18 protein-coding genes and 2 pseudogenes are annotated in these 20,321 nt (G+C 72.7%); 5 read left to right on the top strand and 15 right to left on the bottom strand.

What is annotated here, in order from left to right; all coding sequences use genetic code 11:
- Nucleotides 1-28: 28 nt before the first annotated feature.
- The 4 genes from AB0Q99_RS04970 to AB0Q99_RS04955 form a co-directional block, all read right to left on the bottom strand.
- Nucleotides 29-793 carry a serine hydrolase gene (locus AB0Q99_RS04970; protein ID WP_363568569.1) on the bottom strand — a complete coding sequence of 255 codons (765 nt, stop codon included), beginning with the start codon at nt 791-793 and terminating at the stop codon, nt 29-31.
- 24 nt (nt 794-817) lie between these two features.
- Nucleotides 818-1,054 (bottom strand): DUF397 domain-containing protein, encoded by a 237-nt coding sequence (locus AB0Q99_RS04965; protein ID WP_363568567.1) that lies wholly within the window; start codon nt 1,052-1,054, stop codon nt 818-820.
- A gap of 65 nt (nt 1,055-1,119) precedes the next feature.
- Nucleotides 1,120-1,305: a DUF397 domain-containing protein gene (locus tag AB0Q99_RS04960; RefSeq protein WP_363568566.1), complete on the bottom strand. Its 186-nt coding sequence runs from the start codon at nt 1,303-1,305 to the stop codon at nt 1,120-1,122.
- 2 nt (nt 1,306-1,307) lie between these two features.
- Entirely contained in the window at nt 1,308-2,180 is an 873-nt protein-coding gene (locus AB0Q99_RS04955; RefSeq protein WP_363568565.1) for a helix-turn-helix transcriptional regulator, read from the bottom strand.
- 130 nt (nt 2,181-2,310) lie between these two features.
- On the opposite strand from AB0Q99_RS04955, the gene AB0Q99_RS04950 reads away from it, so the two are divergent.
- The 3 genes from AB0Q99_RS04950 to AB0Q99_RS04940 all read left to right on the top strand — a co-directional run bounded on the left by AB0Q99_RS04950 (nt 2,311) and on the right by AB0Q99_RS04940 (nt 4,828).
- Nucleotides 2,311-2,772 carry an ATP-binding protein gene (locus AB0Q99_RS04950; protein ID WP_363568563.1) on the top strand — a complete coding sequence of 154 codons (462 nt, stop codon included), beginning with the start codon at nt 2,311-2,313 and terminating at the stop codon, nt 2,770-2,772.
- Nucleotides 2,773-3,190: 418 nt separating this feature from the next.
- A complete protein-coding gene (locus tag AB0Q99_RS04945; protein ID WP_363568561.1) occupies nt 3,191-3,832 on the top strand; it encodes an HD domain-containing protein in 642 nt (213 codons plus the stop codon).
- A gap of 585 nt (nt 3,833-4,417) precedes the next feature.
- Entirely contained in the window at nt 4,418-4,828 is a 411-nt protein-coding gene (locus tag AB0Q99_RS04940; protein WP_363569250.1) for a VOC family protein, read from the top strand.
- On the opposite strand, the pseudogene AB0Q99_RS04935 reads toward AB0Q99_RS04940, so the two are convergent.
- From AB0Q99_RS04935 to AB0Q99_RS04910, 6 genes and pseudogenes are all read right to left on the bottom strand, one after another.
- Nucleotides 4,828-5,064, bottom strand: a pseudogene (locus AB0Q99_RS04935) (transposase); the annotation flags it as partial. The gene AB0Q99_RS04940 and the pseudogene AB0Q99_RS04935 overlap by 1 nt on opposite strands.
- A gap of 178 nt (nt 5,065-5,242) precedes the next feature.
- Complete coding sequence (locus AB0Q99_RS04930; RefSeq protein WP_363568559.1) at nt 5,243-5,731, bottom strand: hypothetical protein; 489 nt, start codon at nt 5,729-5,731, stop codon at nt 5,243-5,245.
- Nucleotides 5,728-6,243 carry a hypothetical protein gene (locus AB0Q99_RS04925; RefSeq protein ID WP_363568557.1) on the bottom strand — a complete coding sequence of 172 codons (516 nt, stop codon included), beginning with the start codon at nt 6,241-6,243 and terminating at the stop codon, nt 5,728-5,730. Before AB0Q99_RS04925 ends, AB0Q99_RS04930 begins: the two co-directional genes overlap by 4 nt.
- 144 nt (nt 6,244-6,387) lie before the next feature.
- On the bottom strand, nt 6,388-7,935 hold the full coding sequence (locus AB0Q99_RS04920) for a hypothetical protein (RefSeq protein WP_363568555.1): 1,548 nt from the start codon (nt 7,933-7,935) through the stop codon (nt 6,388-6,390).
- A gap of 78 nt (nt 7,936-8,013) precedes the next feature.
- Complete coding sequence (locus AB0Q99_RS04915; protein WP_363568553.1) at nt 8,014-8,787, bottom strand: leucyl/phenylalanyl-tRNA--protein transferase; 774 nt, start codon at nt 8,785-8,787, stop codon at nt 8,014-8,016.
- Nucleotides 8,784-12,248, bottom strand: a complete 3,465-nt coding sequence (locus AB0Q99_RS04910; protein ID WP_363568551.1) for an amino acid adenylation domain-containing protein — start codon at nt 12,246-12,248, stop codon at nt 8,784-8,786. Before AB0Q99_RS04910 ends, AB0Q99_RS04915 begins: the two co-directional genes overlap by 4 nt.
- Before the next feature lie 314 nt (nt 12,249-12,562).
- Here AB0Q99_RS04910 and AB0Q99_RS04905 point away from each other — a divergent pair, with 314 nt between their 5' ends.
- On the top strand, nt 12,563-15,790 hold the full coding sequence (locus AB0Q99_RS04905; protein WP_363568549.1) for an EAL domain-containing protein: 3,228 nt from the start codon (nt 12,563-12,565) through the stop codon (nt 15,788-15,790).
- 45 nt (nt 15,791-15,835) lie between these two features.
- Here the strand turns inward: AB0Q99_RS04905 and AB0Q99_RS04900 are convergent, their stop codons facing one another.
- The 4 genes and pseudogenes from AB0Q99_RS04900 to AB0Q99_RS04885 form a co-directional block, all read right to left on the bottom strand.
- Nucleotides 15,836-16,069, bottom strand: a complete 234-nt coding sequence (locus AB0Q99_RS04900; RefSeq protein ID WP_363568547.1) for a helix-turn-helix transcriptional regulator — start codon at nt 16,067-16,069, stop codon at nt 15,836-15,838.
- Between the two features lie 146 nt (nt 16,070-16,215).
- Nucleotides 16,216-16,527 carry a helix-turn-helix domain-containing protein gene (locus tag AB0Q99_RS04895; RefSeq protein WP_363568546.1) on the bottom strand — a complete coding sequence of 104 codons (312 nt, stop codon included), beginning with the start codon at nt 16,525-16,527 and terminating at the stop codon, nt 16,216-16,218.
- 142 nt (nt 16,528-16,669) lie between these two features.
- Complete coding sequence (locus AB0Q99_RS04890) at nt 16,670-17,689, bottom strand: ScbA/BarX family gamma-butyrolactone biosynthesis protein (protein WP_363568544.1); 1,020 nt, start codon at nt 17,687-17,689, stop codon at nt 16,670-16,672.
- Between the two features lie 337 nt (nt 17,690-18,026).
- Nucleotides 18,027-18,614 (bottom strand): annotated as a pseudogene (locus AB0Q99_RS04885) (CocE/NonD family hydrolase C-terminal non-catalytic domain-containing protein); the annotation flags it as partial.
- A gap of 248 nt (nt 18,615-18,862) precedes the next feature.
- Here AB0Q99_RS04885 and AB0Q99_RS04880 point away from each other — a divergent pair.
- Entirely contained in the window at nt 18,863-19,120 is a 258-nt protein-coding gene (locus AB0Q99_RS04880; protein ID WP_363568542.1) for a hypothetical protein, read from the top strand.
- Between the two features lie 295 nt (nt 19,121-19,415).
- On the opposite strand, the gene AB0Q99_RS04875 is transcribed toward AB0Q99_RS04880, so the two are convergent.
- A complete protein-coding gene (locus AB0Q99_RS04875) occupies nt 19,416-20,132 on the bottom strand; it encodes a hypothetical protein (protein WP_363568540.1) in 717 nt (238 codons plus the stop codon).
- Nucleotides 20,133-20,321 lie beyond the last annotated feature (189 nt).

Genomic DNA, 20,321 nt, shown 5'->3' with positions numbered 1-20,321 from the left:
TCGTACCACCCTCAACTGATCGTCATGCTCATGGAGATGTGCCGATCCCATGACGCCGCGCCCACACCGCCGAGGAGATGCGGGCCAGCAGCCGCGCCGCCGGGTCGGAGCGATCGGCGCCGGAGGCGAGCGGGCCGGTGTAGCAGACGGCGAGGAGGTACGGCGGGCAGTCCTGCGGGTGGACGAGGCCGACGCAGTGCCGGGCGCCGGGGATCCAGCCGTTCTTGAAGGCGATCCGGGTGTTCGGGGGGAGACCGGCGGCGAGGTCCACCCGGAAGTCGTTGTCCTCCAGCAGCGCGAGGAGTTCGGGCTCCCCGGCGAGTGAGCGCAGCAGCCGGACCAGGTCACGGGCGCTGACCAGATTGTTGACGCCCGCCGCGCGCGCCGCGTGGTCCTCGATCCCGCGCGGGGTGGAGCTGCGGGTCGCCCCGGCGCGGCGCCAGACCTCGGCGACGGACTGCGGAGTGGTGCGGGCCAGGCAGAGATTGGTCGCGAGGTTGGAGGAGTGCGTGATCATCCGCTCGGCGAGGAGGCTGAGCGGGACGTGCGAACCCAGCAGCTCCCAGGGCAGGGAATCACTGTCGTAGTCCGCATTGTTCCCGAACTCCCCGCCGACAGCGGACCTGAAGTGGTTCACCACCGGCACCTCGGCGTCCAGGTTCACACCGCCACGCCAGAGGGCCGCGAGCACGGCGACCTTCATCGTGCTCGCAGCGTCGTGCAGGACGTCCGGGTTGCGCGCGAACACCGGCTCCGCCTCGCCCGCCCAAGAGGCCACCACCACAGAGAGCATGGAGGAAGGGTAGGGGATATTCGGTCAGACCCGGGCATTGGCGGCGAACGCCACGAATGCCCGCCAGGCGGTGGGTTCGAAGGTGAGGTGGGGACCGTTCGAGTCCTTGGAATCGCGGACGAGAACGGCTTCGGTGGTCTCGGCAACCTCGACGCACTGACCACCCTCGTTACTGCTGTAGCTGCTCTTGCGCCAGGCCACCTCGACGCAGGCGCCGCCCTCGTTGCTGCTGTGGCTGCTCTTGAACCAGGCCAGTTCCATACCTCCTGACGGTACGCCAACGGCCCGCCGCCAGATAGACGGTGGGCCGTTGAGGGGAGGTCCGATCAGACCTCGGCAGTGGCGGCGAACGTCACGAACGCCTCCCACGCAGCCGGCTCGAACGCCAACTGGGGGCCGCTCATGTCCTTGGAGTCACGCACGTGGACGACACCGGGGGTCTCGGCAACCTCGATGCACTGAGCGTCCTCGTTGGTGCTGTAGCTGCTTTTGAACCACGCCAGCTCGGCCATGCCTATCGCTCTCCCAGAATCTGTTCGATCAAGGCCAGGGACTCCCTCAGGCCCAAGGCCTGAGCCCGGATGCTGCTGTACCGTGCCGCCATATTACGGACTTCCACCGGATCCGTGATCAATCGATTCACGTGCTGCGCCGCGACGTATCCGATCTGTGGCCTGCCCGGCGGAGTAAGGATCGTGAACGAGCCCCCCATCCCGGCGTGGTTCATCCGGTCGAGGGGCATGATCTGCAGCTCCGGCCCCCTCATCTGTCCGACCTTCAGCAGGTGCTGGAGCTGCTCGTTGTGAACGTCCCACCCGCCCAAGGGACGACGGAGAACGCTCTCGTCGATCACCCATGTCACCACAGGCAAAGGCCAGCGCGTAAGAATCTCCTGCCGAGCGCGCCTCGCCTCCACCCACTCGCCGATCTGCTCGGGCGAGAGAAGCGGCCGACGCATCTCGTACAGAGCGCGGATGTACGTCTCGGTCTGGAGTAGTCCCGGGATCACCATCGTGCTGTACTCGTGGATCTCGATCGCCCGGTTCTCCTCCGCCGTAAACGCCTTGGAGAACGCCGGGTGACGCTCGCTGACCCGGATCTTCGCCCTCATCACGTCGTCCGCGACCGCGATGAGCAATCCGCCCGCGTTGACAGCCTTGTCCACCACCGTCAGGTACTCGATACGTGGGGTGCGGATGCCCCGTTCGACCGAGCTCACGTGGTCCTCGCTGTAGCCGGTCAGCCCCGCCAGTTCCTTCTGCGTGATGCCGGCCCGCTCGCGGAGGATCTTGATCTGCTTCCCCACCGCGCTGTAGAACTCCGCGACTCCGTCCGAGTTCTCCGCCGTCTCACCGTCATCGAACACCGTGCGCTCGACACCACTCATGGGTAGCGCTCGCCCCCTTGCTCAATTGGTCCGGGCCGACCGACATGCCGACCATCCGCATCCGTACAAGCACTCTCCGTGCCCATCGAATCCATGGTCAGCGTAAGTCCGCGCCGTCACGCTTCTGCCCATGACGACCGAGATCCCGCTCGACAGCCCCCGCCGCCACACCACCACCCTCGCCGCCACGCCCAGAGGCGCGGCGATCTGCCGACGGCTCGCCAGGCGTCAACTCACGCTCTGGGGGCTGAACTCGACGCACACCGAGCCGTTCTACTCCGCGCTGCTCATCGTCGCGGAGCTCGCCGCGAACGCCATCACGCACGGACGCGTTCCGGGGCGCGGCTTCGAGTTGCACCTCGCGCTCACCACCACCGCGCGCCGGGGCACCACCCTTCGCATCGCCATCAGCGACCCCAAGGGCAACAAGCTCCCCGTCCTCCCCGCCGTCCACACCCCCAACGCCCAGTCCGGCCGGGGCCTCACCCTCATCGACGCGCTCTGCGACCGCTGGGGCACCATCCCCCGACACCCCAACGCCAAGACCGTCTGGGCCGAACTCGACCTCTCCCCCGCCCCCGATGCCACCTGAACCCCGCCATACCGAGGGCCACGCGACCCTCTGCACACTCATCCCCTTCGCGCTCCTCCTCGCGCTCCTCGCCTGGGCCTACCCCCTCGTCGCCCAGCACCCCGACCACCCCCGCCCCGCCCCCACCGCAACCTCAACCCCAACCACCAAGCCGTAGAACCAACAACGGAGTGGGAAGTAGGCCGATCCGACTTCCCACTCCGAGCTGTGCCAAGACATCCCGGCCGCGAGCGCCCTCTCGGTCCGTTGCTCAAGCTCTTGCCGCCCTGGAGGCAAGGGGCCGGTCGGCAGCCGGAGTAGCTAGCCGAGAGGCTTGCCGGAGACCGGCCCTGCAGGCTCCGCGCGACCGACAGCCGCTGGGGTGTGATGCAGGTGCGACGTCGTGTATATCCAGGTTCCCCGCATCCACCATCGAGGTATGAGCGAAGAACCGGTTTCCTCGGCCAGGACGGTGGCGAGGAGCGAGCTTGCCGAGCCGCCGCCCCGCCGTTGGGCGCACACTCAAGGCGTGGCCGACCGGGCGGGCCGCCTCGACGGTGTTCTCGGCCAGAAGGCCGGGCTTCTCGTCTGCGCGGCTCTGCTGCACGATGTCGGCCACGCGCCGAGGTTGGCGGCAACGGGGTTCCACCCGCTCGACGGCGCGCGGTTCCTCCGTGATGTCCATGGGGCCGATGACCAGCTCACGCGGTTGGTGGCGAACCACTCGTTCGCGCTGCTCGAAGCCGAGGAACGAGGCCTCCGGGAGACGATGGAGGCCGAGTTCCCGCTGCTGGAGAACCCGCGCCTGGTCGACTCCCTGGTGTGGTGCGACATGACGACGACGCCCGACGGTGGCCCGACCACGGCCGAGGCACGTGTGGCGGAGATTCTCGGCCGCTACGGGACGGGGAGCGTGGTGGGGGTCCTGCCCATGTCGTGGCGGTTCCCTCCTGGTCGGGAATCCAGGGCCGCGCGTGGGCCCAGACTGCTTCGAAACCCTGAGCGTAGTTTTGAGTCGTCCGGCACGATCGACACCGGCGCCTTCCCCACCCTGGAACGGTTCACCGCCGAACACCGGTAGACCGGTCCCCACCGTTCGCAACCGCGACTACCTGATGGACCACCACGGAGTCGTCCTCAAGGTAATCGGCGACAACCACCCCGGCAGCCACTACCTCGGATACGTCAAGTACCACCCGGACGAGAAGGGCGACCGGCGGCTGTTCGGCCGGACCTACCGACAGAACAGCGTCGTGTCGAAGTCCTTCGGCATCCTGGCCGGCAGGCCGGAATGCTACGTCTACTCCGACATCCTCCGCTGCGTGACGGCCGGTTCGCCCGGACCGGAACCATCATCCCGCCGATCTAGGAGGAGACCGTGCGACACCTGTTCCTCAACGGGCCCGCCCAGAACGGCCCCTTCACCTTCGACAACCGCCCCGGCAAGGCCGTCGGCATCCGCCTCGCCGCCGCCCTCAACGCCATCCTCGACCTAAGCGGCTCCGCCGAAGTCCGCTGCCGATCCGCATCTGCGGTACAAACCTGGCCGCCCCTGGTGAACTGGGTCTGGGGACGAAGCCCCCAGGAACTCTCTGTTCCCGCACCTCAGCGGAGCTGCTCAGGGCATGTCTCGAAGTCGGGTGTGAGCTTGTGGCACGATCACGGGATGCTGCGACTCACCGATTTCATTATCGACTGCCCGGACACGATGGAGCTGGCGGCTTTCTACTCCGAGGTGACGGGCCGTCCGATCAAGGAAGGCAGCTCCGAGAACTGGGCTGGCATCCAGTTCGGCGAGATCGAGCTGGCATTCATCCGGGTGGACGACTACCGCGCTCCGCAGTGGCCGGACAGCGAGCACCCCAAGCAGTTCCACCTCGACTTCGAAGTGGACGAGATCGAGTCCGAGCAGCGCCGCGTCCTCGACCTCGGCGCGACGCTAAGGCAGGACTTCATCGGCCCCAACGGCTATGGCTGGCAGGTCTACACCGACCCGATCGGCCACCCCTTCTGCCTGTGCCGCAACAAGGGCGTCATCTGGACCGACCAGGGCCCGATCTGGCCCAAGCACGACTAGCCCTCCAGCAGGGCTTCGAAGACACCGGCGTCCCTCCAGACCCGAAGGCGACCGTAGACGGTCGGCCAGGGACCGAACTCGGAGGGCATCTCCCGCCACTGGGCGCCGGAGCGGAACCGCCAGATCACCCCCTCGAACTGATCCCGCAGCCTCTGGGGGTACGGGCCGTACTCGCCGATCGGCACGTACGGCTCGATGAACGTCCGCTGCTCGTCGGTGAGTTGCCTACGTGTCACACACAACGTCCTACCGGATCCCACTTCCGGGCGGGCACGAAACCGCACTATTGATCACGACATCACACAGGCCCTAAGCGCCTGTGACACGGCGCCATACGTGGTCGGTCCGTCGCATGTGCTCTCCCCATGAGCCCGCCTCATGGGTCTTCCCCATGAGGCCTCCCCGGCCGCGCCGTCACGTCCCCTGATCGGCGAGACGCTGGTCCGCCGACAGCGCGCGGACGGGGATGCCCGGGCGACGGCCGAGGCGGTCGGTGCGGCGCAGGACGAAGACGACCGGCAGCGCGATCAGGCTCGGCCCGGCGAGCAGGCCGGCCAGCCACTGGCGGCCGTCCAGGCCGACCAGCACCGAGCCGGCGAGCATCCCGGCGGCCAGTACGAAACCCGCCACCAGACCGCCCAGGTAGAGCTGGTGGGCGCGCTGCTCCTTGCGGTCCTGGGCGGCCAGGCGGGCCCGCTCGGTCGCGTGTTCCTCCCGCAGCCGGTCCGCGTCCAGGCTCGCCTGGTGCCGCTGCCGGGCCGTCTCGCGGGCGTGCTCGCGCCGGAGCTCCAGTTCGAGGTGCTCCAGCGCCACCCGGAGGTGTTCGGGCGGGAGTTGGGCCCACTGGGTGGCGATCTCCAGGGCCGTGGGGCGGCGGGTGCGGCGCTCTTCGGGCGTGCTCACCGGTCACCGTCCCGGGGCGCGGGTACGGAGTCGCCCGCGACGGGCGCGGCGCCCGGTGGCGGGCCGAGCCGCAGGAACAGCCGTTCCAGCCCGTCGGTGAGGGTGTCCGCGGCGGCGGGGGTGAGCGGGTCCTCGGCGTACTCGTGGAGCTGACGGTGCGAACGCGGCGCGATCGGGGCGCCGGCCGTCCGGGCGTCGGCGATCGAGGCGCCCGCAGCCACGGCACCGCCGGTCATCCTCCCGATGCTGATCCCGGCGACGAGCCCCCCGGGCACACGGTTCTCGCTCCCCACGGCCATCGCCCGCTTGAAGTCGCGCCCGCGGCCCGGCGACGCCGCCCAGCCGACCCGCCGGCCCCACCGTTGGAACCGGCCGGGCGAGAGCGCGACCGCGACCCCCAGCACCACCATCGTCCCGCCTCCCAGGTACGCGCCCGCCGTCGCCCAGCCGGTCGCTTCGAGGAGCCACAGCAGCACGGCGGCCAGCACGGTCAGCACGGTCAGTGCGGCCACGATTCCGATGGCTCGCTTGATGTCCCCCACCCCCTGCGCCCCTGGGCTCTCCGGCTCTTCGACTCTCCGACCGGGTCCGAGCCTACCCATGACGAGGCCCCCTCGACCGTCGAACCGGTCGAGGGGGCCGATGGTGACCCGACGTCAGCTCTTGCTCGGCTTCGGGGTCGGGGCCGGGGTCGAGGCCGGCAGGGTGGCCGAGCCGCCGAGCAGCGGCCACTCCTTGTGGAACGGCGGCAGCGGCAGCTTGCCCTCGATGATCGGGGTACCGAAGACCTTCAGGTGCGCGGTCAGCGAGCCGTTCAGGTCGACACCGCCGAGCAGCGCCCAACTGCCCTGCACCTGCGGCGGGTTGCCGGAGGAGTCCGCGATCAGCGAGCCTTCGGCCTGGGCCTTCAGGTAGGGGGCGACGGTGGTCTCCACGCCGACGGTGTCGTACAGGCCGACACTGACCTCGGCACCGAGCGCGGCCCGCACACCGGCCTTGCCGTTGAGCCGCACGTGGACCGGGGTGACCTTGGTGTCGGCGCTGGTGACCGGGGTCCAGCCCTTGCCGCCGGTGTAGTCGGCGCGGACGGCCCAGGTGCCGTTGGCGTCCTGCTCCGCCTCCAGGTGGACCTGGCCGTCGGCGCTGACCTCCAGGTAGCAGGTCAGGCCGAGGTTGACGACCACCGGCAGGCCGGCGACGGTCAGGACCGGGCTGGCCTGCAGCTTGGCGAAGGGCACCCGGATCGGCGCCGCGCCGGTGTTGCGGGCGACGTCGCCGGTGACCTTCCACTGGGCGTGGGCGTCCAGGTCGAAGCCGATCGACGCGGTGCGCGGGCTGCCCGCGGCGGCACCGTGGTACGCGAAGTGGACGGCCGGGTGGAGCCGGAGCGAGCCGGAGGCGTCCAGCGAGGCGCCCTCGGGCAGCGGCACGGGGGCCTTGACGTTCACCTCCAGGGTGCCGGAGGCATCGGCCTGCACGCCGTTGAGGTCGGCGCCGACGGTCGCCTTGAGGTCCTTGACCAGCGGGGTCACCGTGATGCCGTGCGGGTCGACGGGCACGCTGCCGTCGGCCTCGGTGCCGCCGAGGAGTTCGGCGAGGGTGGCCGGGCGGGTGGCCAGGTCGAGGGTGTTGCCCGCGCCGGGGCGGACGGCGGTGACGGCGACCAGCGCGCCCTGCGGCGCGGCGGCGGTGGGCGGACTGGCGATCAGCTGGCCGGGCTGGACAGCGGCAACCGCACCGGCGGACGGACCGCCAGTCGACGGACCGGCACCGGCACTCGGGGAGGCCGCGGCCGTCGGGGCCGGGCCGCCGACCGCCGTCAGGACGGCCGTGCCGCCCGCCGGGTCGTACGCGGTCAGCTGCAGGTTCTTCGTCGCCGCCGTGACCGCGGCGCCGTCCTTGCCGGGGCTGCCGATCGCGGCCTGCTTGTCCCCGGCGGGCGCGACGGTGACGGGCGCCGTGCCCGGGGTCGGCCGGCCCGAGGCGGGCGCGGCCGCCTTGGCCCGCGGGGTGCCGTCGGCGGGAGCGGCGGCGGCCGGGCTGCTCCCGGCGGCGGTCGGGCCCGGGCCTGCGACGGTGGCGGCCGCCGGGGCGGCGCCGGTCTGGGTGGTGCCGGGGCTGGTCGGCCCGCACGCGGCGGCCCCGGCGAGGATGAGGGTGAGGACGGCGGGGCCGGCGGCCCTGCCTATCGAACTCTTGAACACGCGGCGTCATGTTACTGACGGGGAATAACTTTGTCGAAGACAGGCCAACCGGACGCCCGGCGCAGGTCCGGCCGCAGGTCACCCGAGGCGTGCCACCGGCAGTGCCGCACCGTCCGGCGAAACGTCCCCGCCCGCCGCGGACAGCTCGGCGAGGTACCGGGTCCGCGCCATCGGCTCCGCCCCCAGGCTGCGCACGTGCGGCCCGTCCCACTGCGCGTCGAGCAGCCGTCCGCCCGCCGCCCCGAACCGGGCGCCGAGGTCGGCGACGGCGACCCGGGAGGCGTCCGGACGGCGGCGGAACATCGAGTCGAGGCTCAGCACCGGCCCGACCGCGACCCCGAACACGCCGCCGATCAGCTCCTCCCCCTCCCACACCTCCCCGCTGTGCGCCGCCCCCAGCGCGTGCAGTCGCGCCAGCGCCGCCGCCAACTCCTCGGTGAGCCAGACCGGTTGACGCCCCTGCCGGCAGGCCTCCAGCACCTGCCCGAAGGCCCGGTCGGCGCTCGTCCACCAGGCCGACCGCCGCAGCCGCCGGGCCAGCCGGCTGCCGAGCCGCACGCCGTCGGCCGCGATCACCGGCCGGGGGTCGGGCGACCACCACGCCAGCTCGTACGGGTCCTCCCGGCCCGGCAGCAGCGCCACCTCTCCCGCCTCGACGGCGCCCCCGTACAGAGCCTCGTTGTACGCGCTCGCGTAGACGTCCGCCACCGGCAGCGGGAACAGTCCGCGCCGGTACGCCGCCAGCAGCTCCTGCGGCGCGAGCCCGCCGCCGAAGGCCACCGGTCCGTCGCCGGGGCCGAGCCGGACGTCGAGCGCGTCGAAGGCGGCGGCGAGGCCGCGGACGCCGCTCACCGGGCCGCCCCCAGGAACCCCTCCCGTTCGAGCTCCGCCAGGTAGTGGTCGATCAACTCCGCGTCCACCGCGGGCAGGTCGATCCCGCTCCCGGCCAGGGCCGCGTCCGTGTTCGCCCGGTCGAACAGCGGGAAGGTCGGCCGGAAGTACATCTCGCTGATCGAGAGCTCCGAGCCCGGCGCGCGGTCGACGAACAGCGGGACGAAGGGCGCGATCGGGTGCGTCGGCCTCCCGGCCGCGAACCGGACCAGGCCCTGCACCCAGTGCCCGTACGGCAGTCGGTCGATCCGGTGGCCGCGCGCCCGCAGCCGGTCCGCCAGGTCGGCGAGGACGCCCGGCTGCGGCGAGGTGAGGTGGTAGACCTCGCCGTCGGCGGGTGCGTGGGCGGCGATGTGGGCGATGGCACGGCTGAAGCGGTCGGCCGGGACGAAGTCGAGGAGCAGCCGGACGTCCGGGCACGTACCGCTGTCCGTCAGGTACTTGATCAGCGCGCACAGCTCGGTGCCGGTGTTCATCACGCCGTTCGCCAGGTCCCCGGTGACGTCGTTGGTGCGCAGCACCGTGACCGGCAGGCCGGCCTCGGCCGCGTTGTGCAGCAGTTGCTCGGCCACCCACTTGCTCTCGACGTAGCCGACGCCGATCCGTTCGGGGTAGGCGAGCGGGGTCCGTTCGGTGACCTTGTCGACGCCCACCGCCCCGAAGCCGGCCAGGACGGCGAGAGTGGAGAGGTAGTGCACGGGCACGCCGCGGCTGTGTCCGGCGAGCCGGACGACCTCGCGGGTGCCGCCGACGTTGGCGTCGCGCAGCTGGTGGTACGGGTAGAGGAAGTTGACCTGTCCGCCGAGGTGGTGGATGGCGTCCAGGTTGCCCGCCAGCCAGTCGAACTGACGCTCCGTCAGTCCTATCCTAGGCCGGGAGAGGTCGCCGACCAGCGGGACCACCCGGCGGTCGGTGAGGTCGTGCCGCAGGAAGCGCTGCTGGGTGGCCCGTAGCCGCTCCAGCGCGTGTTCCTCGTCGGGCGCGCGGACCAGGCAGTGGATCCGGGCCCGGGTGGTGGCGAGCAGTGCGTGCAGCATGTGCGCGCCGCAGAAGCCGGTGGCGCCGGTGAGCAGGATCTCGGCGGGTTCGGCCCGGGAGGGCGCGGGGCTCCAGGACTGGCCGACGGGTCCGGTGAGCCGGGCCTCCGCGAACCAGTCGACCGGCGTCTCCCCGGTGGCCGAGGCGGTGGCCGCGCCGACCCCCGAGCCGGTGCCCGAGCCGCCCCACGAGCCATCGCCGCCCGCTCCCGTACCGGGGCCCACGCCCGTGCCGGTCCCGCCGCCCGTACGGGCCTCCTGCAGCGCCCGCGCGAAGTCCCGCAGCACCGGTTCGCGCAGCAGCGCGCGGGTGAGCGCCCGCACCCGGCCGACGTCGATGCCGAACATGATCCGGGCCCGCGCCAGCATCTCCATGGCCAGCAGCGAGGTGCCGCCGAGCGCGAAGAAGTCGTCGCCGGGGCCCACGGTCTCGACCCCGAGCACCTCCGCCCACAGGTGCCCGACCGCCGCCTCCACCGAGCCCACCCCGCCCCTGTCCCCGTCGACACCCGCGCCCGTCCCCGCGCCCGCGCTCCCGTCCCAGCCCGCTCCCCGGATCCCGTTCCCGCCCGCCGCGCCGGTCCCGGTCCCGGTCCCGCCCCCGGTCCCGTTCCCGCCCGCGCCGGGCCCCCGGGACGCCGCCCGCACCGGGGCCTGCGGCAGCCGGCGCCGGTCGATCTTGCCCGCCGCCGTGAGCGGCATCGCCTCCAGCGGCACGAACTCGGCCGGCAGCAGGAACTCCGGCAGCCGGTCGGCCAGGAACGCCCGGATCCCCTCGGCGCCGTCGGCCGCCCCGGCCGCGAGCGTGTAGTACGCGGTGAGCGCCCGGCTGCCGTCCGCCGTCGTCGTGTCGGCCGCGACCCGCGCCTGCCGGACGTCCGGGTGCGCGGCCAGCACCGCCTCGATCTCGGCCGGGTCCACCCGGTGGCCGCGCACCTTCACCTGGTCGTCGAAGCGGCCGAGGATCTCCAGCTGCCCGTCGGCCCGCCAGCGCCCGGCGTCCCCGGTGCGGTACATCCGCTCGCCCGGCAGCGGCGCGTACGGGTCGGGCAGAAAGGATTCCGCAGTGAGCCCGGCCTGCCGCCAGTAGCCCCGGGCGAGGCCGGGCCCGCCCAGGTGGATCTGCCCCTTCTCGCCCGGCCGGACCGGCCGCAGCCGCGCGTCCAGCACGTGCACCCGCACGCCCGGCAGCGGCCGCCCGATCGGCACCGGGGCAGCTGGGCCGCCCACCCCGTCCCCGCCGTTCAGCAGCTCCGCCGTGACCTCGCAGAGCATGGAGGTGACGGCCGCCTCGGTGACCCCGTAGGCGTTCAGCAGCCGCGCGCCCGGCAGCCGGTCCAGGCACCTGCGGCAGTCGTCGGCGTGCACGACGTCCCCGCCGACCACCACCAGGCGCAGCCCGTCCGGGCCGGGCCCCTCGGGCGGGAGCAGGTCGAGCACGTGGTGCCAGTACGCGGGGGTGAAGTCGGCGGCGGCCAGGCCGAGCCCGGGCAGCCGGCCGACCAGCTCGGTGGGCGCCCAGGTGCCGCCCCCGACAGCGCTCCCCCCGCCTCCGGTGACGACGGTGGCGCCCGCGAGGAGCGCGCCGAACACCTGCTCCAGAGCGGTGTCGGAGCCCAACGCGGCCAGTTGCAGGACGCGTTCGCCAGGTGCCAGCCGGTAGGCACGGACGATCCGGTCGAGGGTGAACACCAGCGCACGGTGGGTGACCGGGACACCCTTGGCACGGCCGGTCGTGCCGGAGGTGTAGATCAGGTAGGCGAGATCGTCCGGGACGGCGCCGTCGTCCGGTGGGGGCGCCCCCTCGTCGCCGTCCCCCACCCGCACCGAGGCCACTCCCGGAAAGCCGTGACCGTCGGTGACCACCGTGCGGGCCCCGCAGTCCTCCACCAGCCGCGCCAGCCGCCGTTCCGGGTGCGCCGGATCCAGTGGCAGGAAGGCGCCGCCCGCCTTGAGCACGCCCAGCCAGGCGGCCACCAGGTCGGTCCCGCGCTCCAGGCAGACCGGCACCACCTGCTCCGGTCCGGTCCCGCGCGCCCGCAGCGCGGCGGCCAGGCGGTCGCTGCGCAGGTCGAGTTCGCGGTAACTCAGGGTGGTGTCCTCGGCGACCACGGCGGGCGCCTCCGGGTCGTGCGCCGCCCGCGTGCGGAACAGCCCGTGCACCGTGTCGGCGAATCCGGCCGCCGCCCGTCGCGGGCCGTCGGTACCGGTGAAGCCCAGCTCCACCGGCCGCCACTCCCGCTCCACCCAGGCCCGGCAGTCGGCCCGGTCGGCCGGTCCGTACACCCGGCGCCAGCCACCGGGGACCGTCAAGTCCCCCGGCCAGAGCGCGTACTGACCGTTGCCGTTGCCGACCACGGCGTGACGCCCGGAACCCGCATCCATGGGTACGCCCCGTGCGCTGTCTGCTGCATCGTCCACCGGCTTGACCTCGTGCTGTGACGGCAGAATGCTTGGGAGTGCGACATTTCCGACTATACGCACTCACGGCACATTGAGTAACGTCCGGTCGCCCACCGACCGGGCGCCGCGCACGTGCGCGAAGAAGCGCCCGTCCCGAGCGCGAACCCGCCGCCTCACCGCAGGCACGGGGACGCGCCCGGTCCCACCACCCCCAGGGCCGCACCAGGCGGACCCCCGTCCTCGCCCGAACTCCCCCGCCCGAGCGGCGAGGTGATGTTGCGGAGGAGGTAGCCTCGTTGACACGCCGGCGACAACGCCTGATGGCCTGTTACCTGCTCTGGATGGTGCTGTTCACCAGCATCTACTACGCCAACCCGAGCCAGCGGATCATCTGGTGGACGGGAATCGGCCTGGGCGGCGTCGCCGCCATCGTGCTCGGCATCCGCCTCAACCGCCCCGCGCACGCCCGCTTCTGGTACCTGCTGGCACTCGCCAACCTGAGCTTCACCGCGGGCGAGGTGGTGCAGGCCGTCCAGCTGGACATCCTGCACCTGGCCAACCCGTTCCCCTCCATCGCCGACGGCTTCTACCTGGCCGAGTACGTGCTGTACGCGGCCGGCGTGCTCGGCTTCATCCGCTGGCGCACGGCCCGTCAGGACCGCGCCGTGCTGCTCGACGCCCTCATCCCCACCATCGGCCTGGCCCTGCTCGCCTGGATCTACCTGATCCTCCCGTACACCCGCAGCCCCGACCTCACCTGGTTCCAGAAGGCCGTCTCGATCGGCTACCCGCTCGGCGACCTGGTCGTCCTCGCCCTGCTGCTGCGCCTTCTGACCCCGCGCGGCGGCAACTCCCGCTCGCTGCAACTGCTCACCGTCGGCACCGTCGGCCTGCTCATCTCCGACGTGCTGTACGGGCTGATCCAGCTGCACGGCACCTGGCGCATCGGCACGCCCGTCGAACTCGGCTGGGCCGCCTTCTACACCGCCTGGGGCGCCGCCGCGCTGCACCCCTCGATGGTCGAGCTGACCAAGCCCGTCCCCACCCAGGAACCGGACCTGAGCACCGCCCGGCTCGTCCTGCTCACCCTCGCCTCACTGATCGCCCCGGCGATCCTGATCATCGAGTCGCTGGCCGGGAACAACCACAACGCGGGCGTGATCGGCGCCTTCTCCGCGCTCCTCTACCTACTCGTGCTCGCCCGCCTGGCGGTGGTCGTCTCCGCCCGCAGGCAGGCGATCGCCCGCGAACGCGCGCTGCGCGAGGCGGGCGCCCGGCTGACCGCGGCCGTCGGGGTGGAGGAGGTCGCGGACGCCGTCCAGTCCGCCGCCTCCACCCTGATGCCCGCCGAGCCCGGGCACGTCGCCCTGCTCGCCGTCACCGAGGCCGGCGTGCTGCACGTCCGGCACGCCGAGCACGGCTCGGCCGAGCACCGGCTCGGCACCCCCTCGGACTCCGACCAGGTCCTGGCCCTGGCCGGCTACCGCGAGAGCCGGCTGCTGCCCGTCGAATCCGTCGACCTGCCGGCCCGCGAGCTGGCCGGGCCCCTCGACGGCATGCCGTACGCCCTGATCTGCCCGCTCACCCTCGCCGAACGGCCCTCCGGCGACCCGCTGATCGGCGCCCTCATCGTCACCGGCACCGAACAGGAACTGGCCAGCCTCTGGAGTTCGCTGGAGATCCTCGCCGGGCAGGCCGCCCTCGCCGTCGAGCGGGTCGTGCTGAGCCGCGAGGTCACCCGCCGCAACAGCGAGCTCTACTTCCGCACGCTCGTCCAGAACACCAGCGACGTCATCCTCATCCTCGACGCCGACGACCACGTGCGCTACGCCTCCCCCTCCGCCGAGTCGGTGCTCGGCCGGTCCGCGCTGGAGGGCACCCTGCTCACCGACCTCATCCCGCCCGAGGACAGCCGGGAGGTCGGCAGGGCGCTGGCCCGGATGCGCGGCGCGGCGGCCCCGCCCCGGGGCGACGGGTCCGGCGACGGGTCCGGCGACGGGTCCCGGGAGCCGTCCGTCGGACAACCCCGGGAACAGATCCGGGAACAGATCCGCGAGCACTGGCGGCTGCTGCGCCAGGACCGCACCCCGATCGAGGCCGAGGTCCGCTTCGACGACCTGCGCGGGGACCCGACCGTCGGCGCCCTGGTGCTCACCTTGCGCGACGTCACCGAGCAGCGGCAGATGGAGCGCGAGCTGACCCACCGGGCCTTCCACGACTCGCTCACCGGCCTCGCCAACCGGGTGCTGTTCCAGGACCGGGTCGGGCACGCGCTGTCGCGCGGCGAGCGCAGCGGGTCCGTCACCGGGGTGCTCTTCATCGACCTGGACGACTTCAAGGTGGTCAACGACACCCAGGGCCACGCGATCGGCGACGAACTGCTGGTCGCGGTCTCGCTGCGGATCTCCACCGCGCTGCGCGCCTCCGACACCGCCGCCCGGCTCGGCGGCGACGAGTTCGCGGTGCTGGTCGAGGACGCGTTGCACCCCTCGGACGTGGACATCATCGCGGCGGGCGTGCTGGAGGTCTTCACCGAGCCGTTCAAGCTCAAGGCGGGCGCGGTCCGGGTCAGCGCCAGCATCGGCGTGGCGACCACCGAGGACAGCGTGGACGCCGCCGAACTGCTCACCCACGCCGACCTCGCGCTCTACTCCGCCAAGGCGGCCGGCCGCCGCCAGTGGTGCCACTACCGGCCGGCCCTGCAGGCCGGGCTGGTGGAACGGCACGAGCTGAACGAGCACCTGGACTCGGCGATCGCGGAATCGGCGTTCCAGCTGTACTACCAGCCGATCGTCGACCTGCGCACCGGCGACCTGGTCGCCTTCGAGGCCCTGGTCCGCTGGCCGCACGACCGGCGCGGCATGGTCCTGCCCGACGAGTTCATCGCCCTCGCCGAGGAGAGCGGCCAGATCGTCCCGCTCGGCGCCTGGGTGCTGGAACGCGCCACCCAGGAGGTCGCCGCCTGGCACGCGGCCAGCTCCACCGCCCGCAGCGCCGCGGGACGCCCCCCGCTGCGGGTCAACGTCAACGTCTCCGCCCGCCAGTTCCGCGACGCCGGCTTCGTCGACGTCGTCCGCCAGGCCATCGCCACCTCCGGCATCGACCCGCGCACCCTCGTCCTGGAACTCACCGAGTCCGTCCTGATGCGCCGCGACGACCGCATCCACGACGACATGGCCACCCTGTCCGGCCTCGGCGTCGGCATCGCCATCGACGACTTCGGCACCGGCTACTCCTCGCTGTCCTACCTCCGCGAGTTCCCGATCTCCCTGCTCAAGATCGACAAGTCCTTCATCGACGGCCTCGGCCACTCCACCCAGCAGTACGCCCTGGTCGAGGGCATCACCCGGATCGCCGACACGCTCGGCGTCCAGGTCATCGCGGAGGGCATCGAACACCCCGAACAGCGCGACCTGCTCGCCGCCATGGGCTGCCCGCTCGGCCAGGGGTACCTCTTCGCCCATCCCATGGACGCGCCGCACGCCCGCACGCTGGTCCGCGGCGCCACCTACGAACCGGCGTGAGGGCGGGGCCGGTCCGCCCGCGCCCGGCGCGCTCCCGGTCTGCGCTCAGTGGGCGCTGAGCGCGCGCGACAGCACCGTCAGCAACGCGAGCGTCGGCATCGCGTGGCCGGCCTCGATGCTGCGCAGGTGGGTCTCCGGGAGCCCGGCGCGGGTGGAGAGGTCGGCGAGGGTGAGGCCGAGGGCCGCGCGGCGGGCGCGGACGGCGCGGGCCAGGGCATCGGCGGGGTCGCCGTCGGGGTGGGCGGGGAAGTCCTCGATCAGGGGGCGCGCGTGGTCCACCGTGGTCTCCTCATCGTCCTCTGAGGGCGCACAGTTTGACATGCCGTCACCACCTGGAGGGGCCAAGGGGCGGTCAAGATTCCTTGACCGCCCCTTGGTGTCGGCGGGCACCCGAAGGGGCTGCCGGAGGGCCTGCGGGCCTGGGGTCAGACGTTCGTGCGGATCAGGTCGAGCAGGCCCGGGAAGCGCTCGTCGAGGTCCTCGCGACGGAGGGCGGCGGCGCGGCTGTTCCCGCGGTCGACCTGGCGGACCAGGCCGGCCTCGCGCAGCACGCGGAAGTGGTGGGTGGTCGTGGACTTGGAGACCGGGAGGCCGAAGGAGGCGCAGGTGCGCTCCACCCCCTCGGCCTCCCGCAGCAGGGCGGAGACCACCCCGTAGCGCAGCGGATCGGCGAGCGCGTTCAGGACCGTCCGCAGCTCCATCTCCTCGGTCGCGGGATGGCCTTCCGGGTCGGGCATCGGATCCTCCGTCCTCAGACGTCTTCAGGTGTGACATGTTCAGGTACGGGTTTCATCGTACCTTGCCGCGAAACACCGTCAGGTCGTCCGGCGGAGGCGGGCGCGCCCCGCCGGCCTCGGGCAGGTCACGGGCCCGGCCTGCTCAGGCAGCGGCCGCGGCGCAGGGGAAACGGTTCTCCACGGCTCCCGCCATCAGGCAGCCGGTGCGCGTCAGGTGCACCCGGGCGCGGGCGATCCGCTCGTCCTCCTGCACCATGCCGATCTCGAACGCGACGGTGTCCGCCGCCGGCGACTCCACGACCCGCACCACGCAGTCGGTCGGCAGCTCGAACTCGCCGAAGCGGGTGAAGTCGACCTCCACCCGGGAGAGCAGCAGGCTGCGCGGCGAGAGCCCGAACAGCTCCTGCGCCGCGTACATCGCGGACTGCCGGAAGCCCTCGAAGATCAGGACGCCCGGGATGTGGTCCAACGGGTGGTCGAACAGCGCCGGGTTGCCCCGGTCGACCACGACCCGGGCACGGAGCCCGCGCTCCCCCGCCTCCACCCCGGCGAGCACGACGTTCTGCCCCGAGGTGCGGCCGACGGAGAGCGACGGCACCCGGCAGCCGGTGTGGTGCGGCCGGGCCGGGGTCAGGCTGAGCGCGGCGCGCCCCTTGGCGCGCATCCGGTCCCAGGCGTCGCCCGGCATCCACTGGCACACGGTGCGCATGGTGGCGGCCTCCCGGCCGTCCACCGAGAGGACCAGGTCCAGGGCGCTGCCCGTGACGACGTCGTCCCGGCGCTTGAGGCCGGCCTGGCGGGCCCGGATCTCGCCCTGACCGGGGCGGGCCCCGATCCGCAGCGCCTCCGGGTCGGTGATGTCCAGCTCCCCGCTGACGAAGATGAACTTGTCGTCCAGCGGCGCACCCAGGAAGGTGTGCGCGGTGTAGATGGAGGCCTGGCGGAAGACCTCGACCAGCAGCAGCGGATCGTACGCGGCGGGCGCGGTGACGCTGTCGCTGTAGTAGCTGTGCACCCGCGGCAGCTGCGCGGCGATGAGGTACTCGTCCTCGGCGACCCGGGCGGAGTCGGTGAGGAAGACCTCGCAGACGGCGGCCCGGTGGACGGTGGCGCGCGGGACGGTGTTCGAATACGTGAGAGTGCGGTCGAGGACTGCGGACATGGCTGGGCTTCGCCTCTGTGCTCCTGTGCGTTGACACCCCTCCGATCAGAGGTGCGGGCGCGATCGTACCTCCGATCGGAGCGGGGTCACTGTGGCGCGAACCACGCGGAGCCGCGACACCGGGCGCGCGAACGGCCCGTCGCGGCGCGGCGACGGGCCGTTCGTGCACGGCTGCGGAGCGCGGGTCCCGGGCCTCGCGCCCCGGGAGCCGGCCGGGCTGGGCTCCGGCCCCGGATCGGCCGAGCGGCAGCTCCAGGCTCGCCTCACTGCCGTTCTGCGAGCTGACGGTCGTGGTGCTGCCGTCCACGCTCGCGAAGGAGTACAGCTGGTCGCGGCTGTTCACGACCAGGGCGAGGCGGTGCCCGGCCGGCAGGTCGTAGGCGGCCGGCTGCAGCGTCCAGCTGACGGTGGAGTTGACGTTCGGGGTCAGGCCGGTGGCGGTGTACGGCTCGTGCGTGATGATCCGCGCGGTGCCGTCCGGGGCGATGTCGTACAGGTACGCCACGAGGGTGGTGGCGTCGGCGGTGCTGCGCACGGTCAGCCGCACGGTGGCCGCACCACGGATCCGGCGGGCCACCTCGGCGCCCGGCCCGGCCAGCGGGTCGGTCGACCAGACCAGCAGCTGCGCGCGGTCGAACGTCGCGACGTCGTAGACCTTGGGGTTGCCGAACCATTCCTGCTGCACGGTCTTCATGATCTCGCCCACCGCGGTGGCCTCGGTCAGGCTGCCGGCGGTGAAGTCCCGCGACCACCCGGTGGTCGGCTTCTCGACCAGCGCGCCGTCACCCGTGCCGGCGGTGCCCGTCAGGTGCCAGGTCTCGCTGCCGGTGGTGACGTCCTCCCAGGTCGGACGCGGCTCGCGGCGGGCCGGGACGGTGATCGGCTCGGTGCCGCCCGGGATGGTGATCGTGCGGTAGGTGAACATCGGCTGGACGTTCACCTCCGTCCAGGTCGGCACGTCGTTGTCGGCGCCGAGCAGATGGTGGTCCAGCCAGTCGAAGGCCTCCCGGGTCGGTACCGCCAGCCCGGGGAACGGCAGCCCGAGCACCAGGCCCGCCGGCCCCGGACTCGGGGGCGCCGTGGGCGCCGATCCACAGGTTCAGGCGCTTCGGGACCCGGAGACCGCGGAAGGTCTCGACCACCGAGGCGGCCGGGAAGAGCGTCTCGTGCCAGGTGTTCGAGACGAAGGTCGGGATGCCCCGGTCGTTGGTCCGGGTCGCGGTGGTGCTGCGGGGAGCGCTCGGCGCCCCAGGCGACCACCTTCTCCGGGTTCCGGCCGGCCAGGAAGTCCTCGAGGAGCTGCTGCGTCTCCGGGTCGAACACGGCCGAGCCGTCGAGTCGTGCGGCCCGGCGACGTCGATGTGGCCCTCGGAGGTGGACGCCCACCCCTCGATGCCGATGCCGCGCGGGGTGTACGCCGGGACGGGGTAGCCGCGCAGCGCCAGCGTGGCGTACGCGTACACGAAGGGCAGCCAGCCGTACGGGTTCCAGCCGGCCGGCACGATCACCACCGGGTGGGGGCCGCCGTCGTTCAGCTTGACGGAGAGCGCCGAGAGCCGCTTGCCGTCGGCCGCGGTGATGCCGGTGACGTCGATCGTGGCGGCCCGCCGCAGGTTGGCCACCAACTCCGCCGGCTCCGGCGGGAGCTGGACGCCGGGCTCACCCCGGAGCGCGGCGAGCAGCGCCTGCGACACCTCCAGGACGGTCCCCGGCGATCCCCCGCGGCCTACGGCCGGCCGGAGGCGGGCCGCGCGAGGGCGAGCCCGGCCCACCGCTCCCGTTCCGCCGCGTGACTGCCGGCCGCCGTCGCCCGGGCGACCGCCGCGGCCTCCTCCGGAGCCACCGTCGGCTGACCACCACGGACCAGCAGCGTCAACGGCCAGACCGGATCGCCCGACCGCTCGCCGTCGAGGGCGTGCCACTCCCAGGCCGCGTCGAACCGCCAGGCCCGGGCGTCCCGGTCGGTGAGCTCGTCGCCCGGTTCGAGGAACGCGTACGGGCGGAAGAGCAGTTCGACGCTGATCGGTTCACCGCCGGCCGGGTCGACCGCGTAGCCCTGGTCCTCCGGCTCGGGATCGAACACCTCCCCCTGCGGCAGGACGTCGAGGTGGCACGCGGGCCGTGGCAGCAGGCCGGTGACCAGGGGCGGGTCGTAGTGCACGACCGACTGGACGTGCACCACGGTCGCGGGTATCCCCACCCGGCAGCTGTCGCCCGGCTTCAACCCGGTCTCCGCCGGTTCCGTCCGGAAGACCTCCCACTCGTGGGCGTCGGGCAGCGGCAGCGCCCGCTCGCCGTTCCACCGGAACCCCGCCGCCTGCGGATCCACCGCCAACCACGGGCACCGCACGGTGACGTGGAAGCGGCTCACCTCGGTGACCGTGGTCTCCGTGAACGGGCATTCCAGCCGCAGGACGTCGCCGGGGCGGTAATCGTGACTCATGGGGGCATTCTGCACGACCCCACCGACCGCCTCGCCGGCCACCGGTCGGCGCACGCGGTGTTCGGCGCCCGGCGGATCCGCTCGATGACGGCGGCCGGCAGTTCGTCGTACGCGAAGTCGGGTAGGACCGGGTGGAGACCGAACCGCGACCGCCCTCCCCGTACGGTGAACCCGCCGACACCGAGGGCG

This window comes from Kitasatospora sp. NPDC086791 (assembly GCF_040685975.1).
GTDB lineage: Bacteria > Actinomycetota > Actinomycetes > Streptomycetales > Streptomycetaceae > Kitasatospora.
Note: the sequence above shows the minus strand (reverse complement) of the source record. Positions and strands in the feature narration are given on the sequence as shown.

Coding starts and splice junctions, on each gene's coding strand:
- AB0Q99_RS04970 (WP_363568569.1), bottom strand. CDS start 793: ATGCTCTCTGTGGTGGTGGCCTCTTGGGCGGGCGAGGCGGAGCCGGTG.
- AB0Q99_RS04965 (WP_363568567.1), bottom strand. CDS start 1,054: ATGGAACTGGCCTGGTTCAAGAGCAGCCACAGCAGCAACGAGGGCGGC.
- AB0Q99_RS04960 (WP_363568566.1), bottom strand. CDS start 1,305: ATGGCCGAGCTGGCGTGGTTCAAAAGCAGCTACAGCACCAACGAGGAC.
- AB0Q99_RS04955 (WP_363568565.1), bottom strand. CDS start 2,180: ATGAGTGGTGTCGAGCGCACGGTGTTCGATGACGGTGAGACGGCGGAG.
- AB0Q99_RS04950 (WP_363568563.1), top strand. CDS start 2,311: ATGACGACCGAGATCCCGCTCGACAGCCCCCGCCGCCACACCACCACC.
- AB0Q99_RS04945 (WP_363568561.1), top strand. CDS start 3,191: ATGAGCGAAGAACCGGTTTCCTCGGCCAGGACGGTGGCGAGGAGCGAG.
- AB0Q99_RS04940 (WP_363569250.1), top strand. CDS start 4,418: ATGCTGCGACTCACCGATTTCATTATCGACTGCCCGGACACGATGGAG.
- AB0Q99_RS04910 (WP_363568551.1), bottom strand. CDS start 12,248: ATGGATGCGGGTTCCGGGCGTCACGCCGTGGTCGGCAACGGCAACGGT.
- AB0Q99_RS04895 (WP_363568546.1), bottom strand. CDS start 16,527: ATGCCCGACCCGGAAGGCCATCCCGCGACCGAGGAGATGGAGCTGCGG.
- AB0Q99_RS04890 (WP_363568544.1), bottom strand. CDS start 17,689: ATGTCCGCAGTCCTCGACCGCACTCTCACGTATTCGAACACCGTCCCG.
- AB0Q99_RS04875 (WP_363568540.1), bottom strand. CDS start 20,132: ATGAGTCACGATTACCGCCCCGGCGACGTCCTGCGGCTGGAATGCCCG.